This is a genomic window from Candidatus Pelagibacter sp., from assembly GCF_052049575.1.
In the GTDB taxonomy this organism is placed as follows: Bacteria; Pseudomonadota; Alphaproteobacteria; order Pelagibacterales; family Pelagibacteraceae; genus Pelagibacter.
The window spans coordinates 21731-35727 of sequence record NZ_JBNGZQ010000002.1; the positions used below are offsets into that span (position 1 = coordinate 21731).

Consider the following 13997-nt stretch of genomic DNA (forward strand, 5'->3'; position numbering starts at 1 on the left):
TTAAAACTTTACTTCTCTAAACTTAAGGTTTTTCTTGTCTTTTTTGGACAAGATAGGTGACTTAACATTCCAATTAATTTTTAAATCTTTATCATTCCAATTTATACCAATTTCTGAATCTTTATCTCTATAATTTGTACAGCTATAAATGACTATATTTTCTGTATCCAAACCTAAAAAACCATGGATAAAACCTGGAGGTATATAAATTGATTTACAATTTTTTTCACTTAATACTATTTTATAGTGTTTTCCAAATGTTTTTGATTTTTTCCTACAATCTACTACCACGTCCAAAATTTTTCCTTTGATACAAGAAATATATTTTCCCTGTTGATGCTTTCTTTGCATGTGCAAACCTCTTAAAACATTTTTTTTTGATCTTGATACAACAGTAAAGGGAAATCTTTTTTTTATTTTTTTTTCTAAAGTTAATTCTCTAAATAAGCCTCTTTTATCGTAAAAATTTTTTGACGAAAAAACTATTAAATCTTTGAATTTTGTTCTTAAAATTTTCATTTATAAAAGTTTTGTTAAATACTTTGAATATTCGCAATTTCCGTAAAATTTTATAGATCTTTTTATATCTCTCTTATTAGTCCATTTGTTGTTAAATGCAATTTCCTCAAGACAAGCAATTTTCAAACCTTGACGATTTTCAATAGCTGATACAAAGTTACTAGTTTTATAAAAATCATCCATCGATCCAGTATCTAACCACGCTCCACCTCTACCAATTAAATCTGCTGATAACCTCTTTTTTGTTTTGTATAAATTTAATAAATCAACAATTTCCACCTCACCTCTTTTTGAGGGTTTTAATTGTTTTGAATATTTTACAACATCATTATCAAAAAAATAAAGACCAGTAATTGCAAGATCTGAAAAATATTTTTTTGGTTTTTCTTTAATCTTTATAATTTTGTTGCTCTTATTAATCTTCGCTACACCGAATAACTCAGGTTTTAAAACTTTATGTAAAATAACTCTTGCTCCTCTTTTCAATTTTGTATTAGCTAAAAGTAATCTAGAAAGATTTTGGCCATAAAAGAAATTGTCACCTAAAATCATTGCAACATTTTCTTTTCCTATAAATTTTTCACCAATTACAAACGCATCAGGTAGTCCTCTTGGTTCGTTTTGCTCTAAATAACTTATTTTAATTCCTAAATTATCTCCATTAGGTAATATCTTTTTATATTGTTTTAGCTGACCTTTATTCACAATAATTAAGATGTCTTTAATTTTTGCTAACATCAAAATCGATAATGGGTAAAAGATCAATGGTTTGTCATAGATTGGAAGCAACTGTTTGTTCACAGCTTTTGTTAAGGGACTCATTCTTGTTCCTTTCCCCCCTGCTAGTATTATTCCTTTTTTTATCATCTTTTGCCTAATCTATTCAAAATATCTCTTTTTGATAATGATTTGTAGTATGTCTTGTTCTTATAATACCAGTTGAGTGTAAATTCTATTCCTTTAGAAAAATTTGTTTTTGGAAGCCACTTGAGCTCTTTTTTGATTTTATTACTATTAAGAGCATATCTTAAATCATGACCAGGGCGGTCTTTAACAAAATTAATTTTTACTTTCTGACCAAGTTGCAAAATTTTTTTTGATTTTTTTAAAAGCTCTTTTGTGACTTGTAAATTATTTAAGTTTTTATTTGATCCAATGTTATAAAACTCTCCCAATTTTCCTTTATAAAAAACTTTAATTAGTGCTTCGCAATGATCCTTTACATATATCCATTCCCTTGAATTAGTTCCTTTTCCGTATATTGGAAGAGGTCTGTTATTCATTATATTATAAATTAGTTTTGGAATTAACTTTTCTGGGTGTTGTTTTGGACCATAATTGTTAGAACAGTTTGTTACAATCGCTGGTAAATCATAAGTCCTTATATAAGCACTAACCAGATGATCAGATGCAGCTTTACTAGCAGCATATGGTGAACTGGGATTATAGGGATAATTTTCATTAGTTCTTCCATTTAAAACATCTCCATAAACTTCATCAGTGGAAATATGAATTAATCTTGATCTGTTTTTTTTTGAAAAATTTTTAAAACATTCTAGTAAATTGTATACTCCAACAATATTACTTTGTATAAAACTGTCTGGGTTATCAATTGATCTATCAACATGAGTTTCTGCAGCTAGATTAAAAATTCCTGAAGGTTTAAAATTTTCAAATACTTTGCTTATTTTTTTGTTTGCAATATCAAGTTTTATAAACTTGTAATTTTTAGATTTCTTAAAATCTTTTACATTATAAAAATTTGATGAATAAGTTACTTTATCAATGTTAATTATTTGAAAATTTTTTTTTAATAAAAGCTCTATTAGATTGCTTCCTATGAAGCCAAGACCACCAGTAACTATGATTTTTTTCATTTTTTGATTTTTACATTAAAAATAAATTTTAGTATAGTCGACTATATATATATTATGTCAATAACTAGGCAAAATCTTTCAGTCATAATCGTTAGTTATAGAAGTGATCATGTGATTGAAAATTGTATCAATTCTATTGATAGCGAAATAGAAATAATTGTTATTGATAATTCAAATAATCATGAATTAAAAAAGAAAGTTGAGTCAAAATATCAAAATGTCAGATGTATTTTATCAAAAGAAAATTTAGGTATGGGTGCAGGAAATAATTTAGGTATTAAAAATGTGAATAAAGATTTTGCTTTTATATTAAATCCTGATGTTACTTTAGAGAGGAATTCTATGAAAGAAATATTTGCAGCATCAAATGAAATTGATGACTTTGGAATTATTGCACCAATTTCAAATAAAGACGAATATCCAAATTACGTTTTAAAAAAGGGTCAAAATTTTGATACAGAGAAACCTTTTAAAGTTAAAAGTGTTGACGGATATGCGATGCTTTTAAATTTAAAACAATTAAAAAAAATAAATGATTTCAATTTTTTTGATGAGAATTTTTTTTTATATCTTGAAAATGAGGATTTATGTAAGAGATTAATAGAAAAAAATAAGGATATTTATATTATACCAAAATCAAAAATAAATCATTTAGGAGGAAAAGCTGTAGATCCAAAATATAAAAATGAAATTGAATATTTAAGAAATTGGCATTGGATGTGGTCAAAATTTTATTTTAATAAAAAACATTACGGCTATTCAATTGCTTTATTCAAAGTTTTAAAAAATTTGATTTCTGCAAAAATAAAATTTTTTTATTATTTGATTACCTTTAATACTTTTAAAAGAAAAATTTATCAGATGAGATTGTTAGGATTAATAAATTCCATGATAGGGAAAAATTCTTATTATAGGCCTAGCTTTTGAAAATTTAATGACCTGGGAATTCGATTAAATTTTTTACCTGATATCCTTTTTTAATCAAATTGTCAGAACCATTTAAATCAAAAAGATTTATTACAAATACAAATCCTGCGACTTTTCCTTTAGAAATTTCTACAAGTTTTGCTGCAGCATTTGCAGTACCACCAGTCGCAATTAAATCATCAATAATTAGAATAGTGTCTCCTTCAACTATAGAGTCTTTATGAACTTCAATGGTAGCTTTTCCATACTCTAATTCAAAATCAACAGAGTGGACATCAGCAGGTAATTTATCTTTTTTTCTAAACATAATAAATGGTTTTTTTAAAATATAAGAAACTGCTGAGGCAAAAACAAATCCTCTAGACTCAATTGCTGCAATTTTATTAAATTCTAAATTTTTTGATTTTTCTATAATTAGATCAATTGTTTCAGAAAAAGCTTTCTCGTTTTTAATTAGCGTAGTTATATCTCTAAATAAGATACCTTTTTTTGGATAATCTGGGATAGATCTAATAAAGTCTTTTAAATTCATAAGAGTAAATTATAAAAGCATAAATAAATTAATTTTATAAGATGACAATGAATAAATTAGCAATTATTGGTGGCAGTGGCCTATATGATGTTGAGGAGTTCAAAAATAGAGAATTATTGGATTTAAACACTCCTTGGGGGAAACCTTCAGACCAAATTTTAAAAACTAATTATAACAATAAAGAAGTTTATTTTTTACCAAGACATGGAAGAGGTCATTTTATTTCTCCTTCAAAAATTAATTTTAGAGCAAATATTGATGCCTTAAAACAATTAGGTGTTACTGATATTGTATCTGTTTCAGCTGTTGGTTCGTTAAAAGAGAGTTTACCCCCAGGAAAATTCGTTATTGTTGATCAGTTTATTGATAGAACATTTGCTAGAGAGAAAACTTTTTTTGAGGACGAAATAGTTGCACATGTTTCTATGGCTTATCCCACATCTAATGGTTTGATGAACGCGTGTGAAGAGGCAATAAAAAAAGACAAAATTGAATATCAAAGAAATGGAACATATGTTGTTATGGAAGGACCTCAATTTTCAACATTAGCGGAGTCAAACTTATATAGATCTTGGAAAGCAGACGTAATTGGAATGACTAATATGCCAGAGGCAAAATTAGCAAGAGAAGCAGAGATAAGATATGCATCTGTATCAATGGTCACTGATTATGATTGTTGGCATCCTGATCATGAAAACGTTGATGTTCAACAAGTTGTAAAAGTTTTATTAGATAATGCCGCAAAGGCAAAAAACATGATCAAAAACTTAATAGAAAATTTTGAAAATCATATTGATCCTAATGATCCAACCAATAATTGTTTAGATGTTGCAATTATAACAGCACCTGAAAAAAGAACAAAAAAAACAATAGAAAAACTTTACACTGTTGCTGGTAGAGTTTTAAATCAATGAGAATAGAAGGAAAAGAATATCGTACTATTTGGTTTGAAAATAATGTTGTAAAAATTATTGATCAAACAAAACTTCCACATCAATTTATCATTAAAGACCTTAAATCAGTTAAGGACTCAATAAATGCGATTAAGGTTATGGAGGTAAGAGGAGCACCTTTAATAGGAGCTACAGCAGCTTATGGAATGGTTTTAGCTATAATTGAAAATAATGATCAATCATTTTTAAAGAAATCTGCAGAAGATTTAATTAGTTCAAGACCAACGGCAATTAATTTAAAGTGGGCTGTTGATAGAATGATGAATAAACTATCAGGTGTTAATAGCGATAAAATCTTAGAAATAGCCTTGAATGAAGCAAAAGATATATGTGAAGAGGATGTGAAATTTTGTGAAAGTATAGGTTTAAACGGACTAAAAATTATTGAGGAAATCTATAATAAAAAAAAGGATACAATTAATATATTAACTCATTGTAATGCAGGTTGGCTTGCAACAATAAATTGGGGGACTGCAACTTCTCCAATTTATCATGCACACAAAAAAGGAATTCCTGTCCATGTATGGGCAGATGAAACCAGACCCAGAAATCAAGGAGCAAATCTGACTTCTTATGAATTAAATGAAGAGGGAATTAAAAACACAATCATTGCAGATAATACAGGTGGTATATTAATGCAAAGAGGTGAAGTTGACATGTGTATTGTTGGAACAGACAGAACTTTAGCCAATGGAGATGTTTGCAATAAAGTTGGAACTTATCTTAAAGCATTGGCCGCCCATGATAATAAGATTCCTTTTTATGTTGCACTACCAAGTTCAACAATTGATTGGAATATAAAAGATCATAAAGATATTCCAATTGAGGAGAGAAATTCAGATGAATTATCTCACATTGAAGGTTTGGATGAAAAAGGAGATTTAAAGAAAATACAAATTTATCCAAAAAAAAGTAAAGCTATAAATTTAGCTTTTGATGTAACTCCAGCAAAATATGTTACAGGATTAATAACTGAAAAAGGAGTATGTGAAGCTTCAGAAAAAGGACTGAAAAAATTATTTAAATGAAGAATTTAGATAAAAGAAATCAGATTATTGAATATTCACTAAAGTTAAATTCAACAAATCTTTCACCTCTTAGGTCAGGCAATATATCATTGAGAGGAATTGAGGATGATATAGAAGGATATTTAATAACTCCATCAGGAAAAAAATACGAAACACTAAAACCTGAAGATATTGTTTTTATGGGGTTAAATGAAGAAGAAGAAAAAAACGATTCAAGCAACAAACCATCATCAGAATGGAGATTTCATCGAGATATTTATGTAAATAAAAAAGAAGCACAGGCTATTGTTCATGCTCACTCTCCACACGCAACAGCTGTATCCTCTCATGGAAAACCAATTCCACCATTTCATTATATGATCGCTCTTGCAGGCGGAGACGACATTAAATGTGCAGAATACGCTACTTTTGGAACAAAAGAGTTGTCTAAAAATGTTATCAAAGCTTTAGAGAATCGAAGTGCTTGTTTAATGTCTAATCACGGTCAGGTTGCTTTTGGAAAAAATTTAGATGATGCATTCGAACTTGCACAAGAGATAGAAAATATTTGTCATCAATACACTATTGCTCTAAAGTTAGGTCAACCTAAGATTCTTTCATTTGAAGAAATGAAAAAAGTTTTAGATAAGGCTAAAAACTATAAAAAAGGGTAAAATGATTAAGGTAGGGGAGCATATTACTTTAGATATTATAGGTACTACAAAAGAGTACGATTCTCCGGTTTTCGAGAAAGTCATAAATAAAATTGCCAAAGCAGCAGATGTAACTATCCTTAATATTTCTAAATATAAATTTGAACCTCAGGGCTTTACAATTTTAGCTTTATTAGCCGAAAGTCACATCAGCTTTCATACATTTCCAGAAAAAGGAATAATTAGTTTTGATTTTTTTACCTGTGGAAAAATAAGTCCATCAGTAGCAATTGATATTGTTAAAAAAGAATTTGAACATAGGCGTATAGTTAAAAAAAAATTTAACAGAGATACTAGATCTCTTTACCACGATATCTATAGTTCACCGGGATTACAAAAATCATATGTTGTAAATGAAGTTTTAGAAGACTTTAAATCAAAAGTAGGTCAACACATTGAAATTTTAGAATTAGAACAATTTGGAAAATCTTTATTTATTGATGGTGAAATTCAAGTAGCTGCTTCAGATGAACATTTGTATAGCTCAACTTTTGTTGGTGCTGGTTTAAAATTAAACAAAAAAAATGAGAGAGCTGCAATAATTGGTGGTGGTGATGGTGGTGTTGCAAGAGAATGTATTTCAAAAAAGTTTAATTTTATAGATTGGTATGAATTAGATCCAGAAGTTGTTGAAGTTTGCAACAAACATCTTGGTGATATAGGAAAAAAAGCTACAGAAAAAAATTCTGTAAAATGTGTCTGGGGTGATGCTTTTGAAAGCATAAAGACAGTGAACGAAGATACTTATGATCATATTTTTGTTGATCTAAATGATGACCAATTTTGCATAGACCTTGCTGCTAAAAATATGGACTCTTTAGTTAGAATACTTAAACCTAAAGGAGTTATTACTGCTCAAGTTGGTAGCCAAGACAAAAAACCTCTTCAAGTTGAAAATTGGTTAAACGTTTTTAATCACCATTTTGGAAACACTAATTTATCTAGAGTTTACATACCTAGTTTTGATTGTTCTTGGAATTTCTCATCATCGATAAATCATTAATTTTTTCTTTTTAATACACCCAATCTGTGAAATACTATTACTTTTATTAAAGGAGATAACAATGAATATATTCAAGAAAACTATTTTTTCAGTTTTACTTTCTCTATTAGTAATGGGAAATGTTAATGCTGATAAAATAAGGATTGGAACAGAGGGTGCTTATCCTCCATGGAACTCAAAAAATGAAGCAGGTAAGTTAATAGGTTTTGAAGTTGAATTAGCTTATACGCTTTGTAGATACATTGGACAGCAATGTGTAATTGTTGAGCAAGACTGGGATGGGATGATACCAGCGCTTATTATGAGAAAGTTTGATGCAATAATGGCAGGTATGTCAATTACTGCAGAAAGACAAAAGGCTATTAGTTTTTCTCAAGGATATGCTGATGAAGTTGCATCTTTAGCAGTCATGAAAGGTTCTAGCCTAGAAGGTTTAGATACCTCTGCTGGGATAAATCTTACTAAACCAAATGCTACAGCTAAAAAAGATCTTAAAACACTTACTGCTGCATTAGCAGGTAAAACTGTTTGTGTACAAACTGCTACAATTCACCAAAACTTTTTAGACTCTGGTGATGTTGGAAAAGTAAATGTAAGAACTTATAAAACACAGGATGAAGTTAACCTAGATTTAGCATCAGGTAGATGTGATGCTGCATTAGCTGCTGCTGTCGCATTCAGTGATTATGCAGAAAAATCTGGTAAGCCAGTTGTCTTAACTGGACCAACTTTCTCAGGTGGTGCGTTTGGAAACGGTGTTGGAGTAGGTATTAGAAAAGATGATACCGAACTTTTGAAAAAGTTTAACGCCGCTATCAATAAAGCAAGAAAAAACGGAGACATTAGTAGAATTGCTACTAAGTGGTTTGGTTTCGACGCTTCTATGTAATTAAATTTTAGATTTGGCGACTATCATGTATAGTCGCCAATCTGTATGGAACTTCTAGCATTTGGAGACACTGGTTGGGGTGATGAATTATTTTACGCAACCCTGATGACTATAGCTGTTTCAATAACAGCAATGTTTATAGGTTTTCTTTTTGCATTAATCTTTACTCCATTAAAATTATCTAAAAACAAGTTTTTAAATTTTATAGCAAATTCTTACACAACCATCATCAGAGGTGTCCCAGAATTATTAGTAATTTATCTTTTCTTTTTTGGTGGAACCGGTGCAGTAATGTATGTTGCATCAATATTTGGTTATAATGAATACATTGAAATAAATGCATTTATCACAGGGGCTTTTGCAATCGGAATAATCTCTGGTGCTTATTCAACTGAAGTTTTTAGGGGAGCCATTCAATCAATTGATAAAGGCCAGTTCGAAGCTGCCAATGTATTAGGTCTAAATAAATTTGGAAAATTTTTTAAAATTATTTTACCTCAAACATTAAGGTTAGCTATTCCAAATCTAAGCAATGTTTGGCAAATAACTCTAAAAGATACTTCTCTAATCTCAGTCACAGGTTTAGTTGAAATCATGAGACAATCTTATATAGCTGCTGGATCAACGAGAGATCCACTATTCTTTTATTCTTTCGCTGCAGTTTTATATTTATTACTTACTTTTGTGAGTATGAAATTAATCAATAGATTAGAAATTAAATATAGTAGGGGGTATTGATGGATCTTGAATTGATGATTAACAGTTTCCCAAAGTTATTAAGTGCAGCAGTGATAACTTTAAAACTTCTCTCAGTTTCTTTAATAATAGGATTATTCATTGGATTGTTTTTCGCAATTCTAAGATTAAATAAAAATATATTTATCAATAGATTTGCATATGGATATTCGTATGTGTTTAGAGGTACTCCACTTTTGGTTCAAATTTTTATAATTTATTTTGGACTAGGTCAGATTGAATATTTAAGATCGACAATTCTATGGGTAATTTTGAAAGAACCATATTGGTGTGCAATTATTGCTTTTGCTCTAAACACGGGTGCTTACACTTCAGAGATTTTAAGATCAGCATTTCAAACAATTAAACCTGGAATAATTGAGGCAGGTAAAAGTTTGGGCATCTCAAACAATATAATTTTTTATAAAATTCAGATACCTATCGCTATCAGACAATCTTTACCAGCTTATGGGAACGAAATTATCCTGATGATGAAAGGAACTTCTTTAGCAAGCACTGTCACCATAATGGACCTTACAGGTGTTGCAAAATATATAATTTCAACAACTTTTAAACCAATTGAAGTATTTATAGTTGCTGGTGGAATTTATCTATTTATGACTTTTATAATTCACAACGTAATTAAATTTTTAGAGAAAAAATATAGTTTTAATTAAAGTATTACTAAATCTAACTTTTGTTTACCGAGTCTTTCATTGCCATCTCCTGTAACTAAATAAGTTTCACCTAGGTTCATTGCTAATTGGTTTTCAGAGTCCATTAATATCATATGCATAAAAAAAATATTTCCAGGCTGAATTACATAAGGATTATTTGTATATAGCATCGGCCAATCCATCCAGTTTGGAGAAAAAGTATTTCCTAAAGAGTAACCACAAGCGTTCATTCGGGCTTTTTCAAATCCAAGATGATCAAATGTTTTTGCATGAATATCAAAAACTTCTCCAACTTTATTCCCAGGTTTTAATTTACTTTCACAATTTTTAAGAGCTTCGACACATGCTTCATGCATTTTATGATGTTTAGGATCTGCTTTACCTATAGGAATAGTTCTAAACATTGCAGAATGGTAATGTCTATAAGTACCAGCCCATTCAATAGTTAATTGATCTTGTTTGTCTAAAATTTGTTTTTCTGCTTGATAACGACAAAGCAGTGCATTTTTACCAGAACCAATTATAAATTCATTTGCGGGATAATCTCCACCACCTTCAAATATAACTTTATTCATTTCTGCTAATATCTTAGATTCACTTACTCCAGCTTTTGCATGTTTCCATACTTCGTCTAAAGCTTTATCTGCAAGTTCTGCAGCTTTCTTAACATAAACAATTTCTTCATTAGATTTTACAACTCGTAATTTTGTTATTAAGTCTGATTTATCTTCAAGAGAACAATAATTTTCTAAAGATTTGTTTAATCGAAGAGCATTACGACCAGTTAAACCATAAGCTTCATATTCAACTCCTAATTTTTTTCCTTTAAGATTTAATTCATTCAAAATAGCTTTAAGATCATTAGTTGGATTTGATTTATCTTTATCAACCCATATCCTAATATCTTCTATATTGGATGTATTTTGAGCTTGTCTTAAATCAGGAGCTCTTGTGAGTAGTATTACATTCCCGTTTTTATCTAAAACTAATGTCTGAAAAAAAACATAACCAAAGGTATCGTATCCAGTTAACCAATACATGGACTCTTGTCTAAACATCAAAAGAGCATCAAGGTTTTGCTCTTGCATAGAATTTAAAACTTTACTTTTTCTGCTAGAAAACTCTTCTTTTGAAAAATGAAGTGCCATTAATATTACTTAGTAACTAGTATATTCTTTTATCTCTTTTATGACTGAACCAGTGTGATTATTAATTTCTAATTTTATTTTTGCTCGATCGTCATTAAGAAAATGGACGTCTCTTGAAAGTTTAATAAATTTTTCGCCAAAATCTTTATCTCTTTCACACTGTCTTTTATCATCCTCAATGACCCATAGTTTAGAATTTATTTCTTTTAATGATTGATAAAGATCATTAAGTTTATTGTCAGATTTTACATTCATATTCAATTGATCTTTTAAAATAGAGTGTTCATTGTTAATAAATTTTAGTTTTTCTGGATTTTTAATTTTTTCTTGTTTGATTTCTAAAATTGAAATTTTATCTAAAAGTTCACCTATCGAGACTTCTACTATAATTTTATTCATAAAATTTAATACTGTGCTATCTTGTTATAAATATGTCTAATATTTTAATAATTAAACACGGATCATTAGGAGATATAGCTCAAGCAAGTGGTGCAATTCAAGACATATCTGAAAATCATAAAAATGATCGAATTTATTTACTAACTACAAAAGCTTATTTAGAAGTTTTTAAAAAAAATCCATTTATTCACGAGGTAATCCTAGATAAAAGGTTACCAAGATATAATCTGATATACTTATACTTCTTAATGAGAGATCTTAAGAAACATAGTTTTTCAAAAGTCTACGACCTTCAAAATTCTTCAAGAACAAATTTTTATAAAAATATTCTTTTTCCTAAAGCACAAAAAGAAACATGGTCTAGCTCAATTACAACTTTGCCAGAAGTAATAGATAAAAAGGAATTTGATAAACATTCTGTTTTAGACAGATTTAATCATCAACTACAAACTTCTGGATTAAAAACATTTAATACAATAAACCCAGATTTTAGTTGGGCTTGTTCAGAAATTAGTGAAATTAAAAATTATTTTAAATTAGACAAATTTATTTTGTTATTTCCTTTTTGCTCGCCACATTTAAATATTAAAAAATGGCCTTATTATAATGATCTTATTAAACTTATTTTAGATAAATTTGGTAAAGAATATAAAGTTGTGACTGCTCCTGGTCCTACTGAAATAAATGATGCCAAGGAAGTTAACGCTTTAGCTATATTAAACAATGGAAAAGCACTCGATATCTCTCAACTAACCCGTTTAATTAAAGAGAGTTCTTTTGTAGTAGCAAATGATACTGGACCAGCTCATATAGCTGCTCATGTGGGAGCCAAAGGTCTAACTTTATTTGGCAAACATACAACTGCTTATAAAGTAAGTATTGAAAGAGAAAATTTTAAAGCAATTGAAGTAACAGACTTAAATAATTTAAGTGCAGAGAAAGTTTTTGAGAGATTAAGCAATTCTTTAAATTAATTAAGAATTTTTTTGTATTGCTCTAAAGTTTTGTCCCATTGAAATTTTGAAACGTGCTCTTTTGCATTTTTTCCAAGTTCAATATATTTTTTATTTTCAATCATTGAATTTAATGATGAATAAATATCATCTAGATTGTTACCATCACAAATTAATCCTGTTTTGTCATGATCTATGGCATCTGATGCACCACCATCTTTTCCTCCAAGTGAGGGAATTCCATATTGAGCTGCTTCCACATAAGCTATCCCAAAACCTTCCACAGAAGTTTTATGGATTATAGATGGCATAACAAAAATATTAGATTTAGCTATTAATGCATTTTTTAAATCACTGCTAATGTCTTTAAAGAGCATAACTTGTGAAGTTAGATCTAATTCTTCAACTAATTTTTTTATGTTTTCCTCTTCATCACCATAACCAATACAAATATAAACAATGTCAGGATATAATTGTTTCAAATTCCTTAATGCCATAATTACTTTTTCATGATTTTTTCTTTTATCAAATCTAGAAACTGTAACTAGCCTTGGTGTTTTTACTTTTAATAAACTCTCAACTTTTTCCAAAGATTTTTTATTTAATTCTTGAACTGGGTCTATCCCAGGATTTATAACTACAACTTTATCTTGTTCTACACCATTATTAATAGCTAAATTTTTAGTGTACTCAGAATTTGCAATTACTTTTTCAACATTATTAAGAATTTTTACAACTCTTTTATTCAATGAGCTACCTACGGGATGGTTGATCTCTTTCCCATGGATTAAACAATACTTTTTTTTATCAGTTTTTATTAACTCTAAACTTTTCCAGTGATCAGCAATAATACCTTGAACTTTATTTTCTTTTAAAAATTCATTAATTAATTGAGCTTTTCTAATTTTTCTTAAAAATTTTATTCCGCCAACTCTTTCAATTGAAAAACTAGTTTGCTCATCAAAATCTTTATGATTATCTTGGTAATCTGCAAAAACTTTAATCATAAAATTTTTGGACATTTCACGGGATAATCCCCACATCAAACTTTGCATTCCACCTAATTCTGGCGGGAATGATCTTGTCACAATTAGATACATTAATTAGTTTTCCACTTAATACCACATCCAGCACTAGGAATTTGGTTTTCAGGTCCTTTATTAGTTTCAGCAATTTGCATCATGGCTTTTAAAAGATCACTATCTCCATCTCTTACAGGAATTAATTTTTTGAGCTCTCTTACTCTTCCTCTGTATTGAAGTTCCAAATCTTTATTATAACCAAAAAAATCAGGTGTGCATACCGCATCGTAAGTTTTTGCTATCTCTTGAGTTTCATCAACTAAATAGGGGAAACCAAATTGGTTTTCTTTTGAAAATTTAATCATATTTTCATATGAGTCTTCAGGATAATTTTCTGCATCATTAGCACAAATAGCTACAGAGTTAATACCGATATCTTTTAATTTTTTACAATCTTCAACAATGTCTTTTGTAACCGCTTTTACATATGGGCAATGATTACAGATAAACATAATTAATGTTCCTTTTTCACCTTTCACATCTGCTAAGGAAAGAATTTTACCCTCTGTTGATTTAAGCTTAAAGTCATGAGCTTTTTGACCAAAATCACATATTGGAGTTTGTATTGGCATAATGTAATAAT

At 29.1% G+C, this 13997-nt stretch carries 17 protein-coding genes; 9 read left to right on the forward strand and 8 right to left on the reverse strand.

The window, feature by feature from the left end; translation table 11 throughout:
* Genes rfbC through rfbB form a run of 3 tightly spaced genes read right to left on the reverse strand, consistent with a single transcriptional unit; the run spans position 1 to position 2396 of the window.
* Positions 1-519 (reverse strand): dTDP-4-dehydrorhamnose 3,5-epimerase, encoded by a 519-nt coding sequence (gene rfbC, locus ACTT9C_RS03560; protein ID WP_440923139.1) that lies wholly within the window; start codon positions 517-519, stop codon positions 1-3.
* Positions 520-1386, reverse strand: coding sequence for a sugar nucleotidyltransferase (locus tag ACTT9C_RS03565; protein ID WP_440923140.1), 867 nt, complete (start codon positions 1384-1386; stop codon positions 520-522).
* Positions 1383-2396, reverse strand: coding sequence for a dTDP-glucose 4,6-dehydratase (gene rfbB, locus ACTT9C_RS03570; protein ID WP_440923141.1), 1014 nt, complete (start codon positions 2394-2396; stop codon positions 1383-1385). The genes ACTT9C_RS03565 and rfbB overlap by 4 nt, the downstream gene beginning before the upstream one ends.
* Positions 2397-2450: 54 nt before the next feature.
* On the opposite strand from rfbB, the gene ACTT9C_RS03575 reads away from it, so the two are divergent.
* The gene (locus ACTT9C_RS03575) at positions 2451-3323 is read left to right on the forward strand and encodes a glycosyltransferase family 2 protein (RefSeq protein ID WP_440923142.1); all 873 of its coding nucleotides are present in this window, start codon (positions 2451-2453) and stop codon (positions 3321-3323) included.
* 4 nt (positions 3324-3327) lie between these two features.
* On the opposite strand, the gene ACTT9C_RS03580 is transcribed toward ACTT9C_RS03575, so the two are convergent.
* Positions 3328-3855, reverse strand: a complete 528-nt coding sequence (locus tag ACTT9C_RS03580; protein ID WP_440923143.1) for an adenine phosphoribosyltransferase — start codon at positions 3853-3855, stop codon at positions 3328-3330.
* A gap of 41 nt (positions 3856-3896) precedes the next feature.
* Between ACTT9C_RS03580 and ACTT9C_RS03585 the strand changes: the two genes are divergently transcribed.
* From ACTT9C_RS03585 to ACTT9C_RS03615, 7 genes are all read left to right on the forward strand, one after another.
* Positions 3897-4769, forward strand: coding sequence for an S-methyl-5'-thioadenosine phosphorylase (locus tag ACTT9C_RS03585; RefSeq protein ID WP_440923144.1), 873 nt, complete (start codon positions 3897-3899; stop codon positions 4767-4769).
* The gene (gene mtnA / locus ACTT9C_RS03590; protein WP_440923145.1) at positions 4766-5836 is read left to right on the forward strand and encodes an S-methyl-5-thioribose-1-phosphate isomerase; all 1071 of its coding nucleotides are present in this window, start codon (positions 4766-4768) and stop codon (positions 5834-5836) included. Before ACTT9C_RS03585 ends, mtnA begins: the two co-directional genes overlap by 4 nt.
* Positions 5833-6489: a class II aldolase/adducin family protein gene (locus ACTT9C_RS03595; protein WP_440923146.1), complete on the forward strand. Its 657-nt coding sequence runs from the start codon at positions 5833-5835 to the stop codon at positions 6487-6489. The genes mtnA and ACTT9C_RS03595 overlap by 4 nt, the downstream gene beginning before the upstream one ends.
* 1 nt (position 6490) lies before the next feature.
* Positions 6491-7531 carry an adenosylmethionine decarboxylase gene (speD, locus tag ACTT9C_RS03600; RefSeq protein ID WP_440923147.1) on the forward strand — a complete coding sequence of 347 codons (1041 nt, stop codon included), beginning with the start codon at positions 6491-6493 and terminating at the stop codon, positions 7529-7531.
* A gap of 61 nt (positions 7532-7592) precedes the next feature.
* The gene (locus ACTT9C_RS03605) at positions 7593-8420 is read left to right on the forward strand and encodes a transporter substrate-binding domain-containing protein (protein WP_440923148.1); all 828 of its coding nucleotides are present in this window, start codon (positions 7593-7595) and stop codon (positions 8418-8420) included.
* Between the two features lie 45 nt (positions 8421-8465).
* A complete protein-coding gene (locus tag ACTT9C_RS03610; RefSeq protein ID WP_440923149.1) occupies positions 8466-9158 on the forward strand; it encodes an ABC transporter permease in 693 nt (230 codons plus the stop codon).
* A complete protein-coding gene (locus ACTT9C_RS03615; RefSeq protein ID WP_440923150.1) occupies positions 9158-9832 on the forward strand; it encodes an ABC transporter permease in 675 nt (224 codons plus the stop codon). Before ACTT9C_RS03610 ends, ACTT9C_RS03615 begins: the two co-directional genes overlap by 1 nt.
* On the opposite strand, the gene ACTT9C_RS03620 is transcribed toward ACTT9C_RS03615, so the two are convergent.
* The gene (locus ACTT9C_RS03620; RefSeq protein ID WP_440923151.1) at positions 9829-10980 is read right to left on the reverse strand and encodes a M24 family metallopeptidase; all 1152 of its coding nucleotides are present in this window, start codon (positions 10978-10980) and stop codon (positions 9829-9831) included. The two genes, ACTT9C_RS03615 and ACTT9C_RS03620, sit on opposite strands and share 4 nt — an antisense overlap.
* A gap of 9 nt (positions 10981-10989) precedes the next feature.
* On the reverse strand, positions 10990-11379 hold the full coding sequence (locus ACTT9C_RS03625; RefSeq protein WP_440923152.1) for a DUF6165 family protein: 390 nt from the start codon (positions 11377-11379) through the stop codon (positions 10990-10992).
* A gap of 32 nt (positions 11380-11411) precedes the next feature.
* On the opposite strand from ACTT9C_RS03625, the gene ACTT9C_RS03630 reads away from it, so the two are divergent.
* Positions 11412-12353, forward strand: coding sequence for a glycosyltransferase family 9 protein (locus tag ACTT9C_RS03630; RefSeq protein WP_440923153.1), 942 nt, complete (start codon positions 11412-11414; stop codon positions 12351-12353).
* Here ACTT9C_RS03630 and ACTT9C_RS03635 read toward each other — a convergent pair.
* The gene (locus tag ACTT9C_RS03635; RefSeq protein WP_440923154.1) at positions 12350-13432 is read right to left on the reverse strand and encodes a glycosyltransferase family 4 protein; all 1083 of its coding nucleotides are present in this window, start codon (positions 13430-13432) and stop codon (positions 12350-12352) included. The two genes, ACTT9C_RS03630 and ACTT9C_RS03635, sit on opposite strands and share 4 nt — an antisense overlap.
* Positions 13432-13986, reverse strand: coding sequence for a thioredoxin family protein (locus tag ACTT9C_RS03640; RefSeq protein WP_440923155.1), 555 nt, complete (start codon positions 13984-13986; stop codon positions 13432-13434). Before ACTT9C_RS03640 ends, ACTT9C_RS03635 begins: the two co-directional genes overlap by 1 nt.
* Between the last annotated feature and the right edge of the window lie 11 nt (positions 13987-13997).

Bases quoted from the DNA above. Each gene is read 5' to 3' on its own strand.
- rfbC (WP_440923139.1), bottom strand. From the start codon at position 519: ATGAAAATTTTAAGAACAAAATTCAAAGATTTAATAGTTTTTTCGTCA.
- ACTT9C_RS03565 (WP_440923140.1), bottom strand. From the start codon at position 1,386: ATGATAAAAAAAGGAATAATACTAGCAGGGGGGAAAGGAACAAGAATG.
- rfbB (WP_440923141.1), bottom strand. From the start codon at position 2,396: ATGAAAAAAATCATAGTTACTGGTGGTCTTGGCTTCATAGGAAGCAAT.
- ACTT9C_RS03575 (WP_440923142.1), top strand. From the start codon at position 2,451: ATGTCAATAACTAGGCAAAATCTTTCAGTCATAATCGTTAGTTATAGA.
- ACTT9C_RS03580 (WP_440923143.1), bottom strand. From the start codon at position 3,855: ATGAATTTAAAAGACTTTATTAGATCTATCCCAGATTATCCAAAAAAA.
- ACTT9C_RS03585 (WP_440923144.1), top strand. From the start codon at position 3,897: ATGACAATGAATAAATTAGCAATTATTGGTGGCAGTGGCCTATATGAT.
- mtnA (WP_440923145.1), top strand. From the start codon at position 4,766: ATGAGAATAGAAGGAAAAGAATATCGTACTATTTGGTTTGAAAATAAT.
- ACTT9C_RS03595 (WP_440923146.1), top strand. From the start codon at position 5,833: ATGAAGAATTTAGATAAAAGAAATCAGATTATTGAATATTCACTAAAG.
- speD (WP_440923147.1), top strand. From the start codon at position 6,491: ATGATTAAGGTAGGGGAGCATATTACTTTAGATATTATAGGTACTACA.
- ACTT9C_RS03605 (WP_440923148.1), top strand. From the start codon at position 7,593: ATGAATATATTCAAGAAAACTATTTTTTCAGTTTTACTTTCTCTATTA.
- ACTT9C_RS03610 (WP_440923149.1), top strand. From the start codon at position 8,466: ATGGAACTTCTAGCATTTGGAGACACTGGTTGGGGTGATGAATTATTT.
- ACTT9C_RS03615 (WP_440923150.1), top strand. From the start codon at position 9,158: ATGGATCTTGAATTGATGATTAACAGTTTCCCAAAGTTATTAAGTGCA.
- ACTT9C_RS03620 (WP_440923151.1), bottom strand. From the start codon at position 10,980: ATGGCACTTCATTTTTCAAAAGAAGAGTTTTCTAGCAGAAAAAGTAAA.
- ACTT9C_RS03625 (WP_440923152.1), bottom strand. From the start codon at position 11,379: ATGAATAAAATTATAGTAGAAGTCTCGATAGGTGAACTTTTAGATAAA.
- ACTT9C_RS03630 (WP_440923153.1), top strand. From the start codon at position 11,412: ATGTCTAATATTTTAATAATTAAACACGGATCATTAGGAGATATAGCT.
- ACTT9C_RS03635 (WP_440923154.1), bottom strand. From the start codon at position 13,432: ATGTATCTAATTGTGACAAGATCATTCCCGCCAGAATTAGGTGGAATG.
- ACTT9C_RS03640 (WP_440923155.1), bottom strand. From the start codon at position 13,986: ATGCCAATACAAACTCCAATATGTGATTTTGGTCAAAAAGCTCATGAC.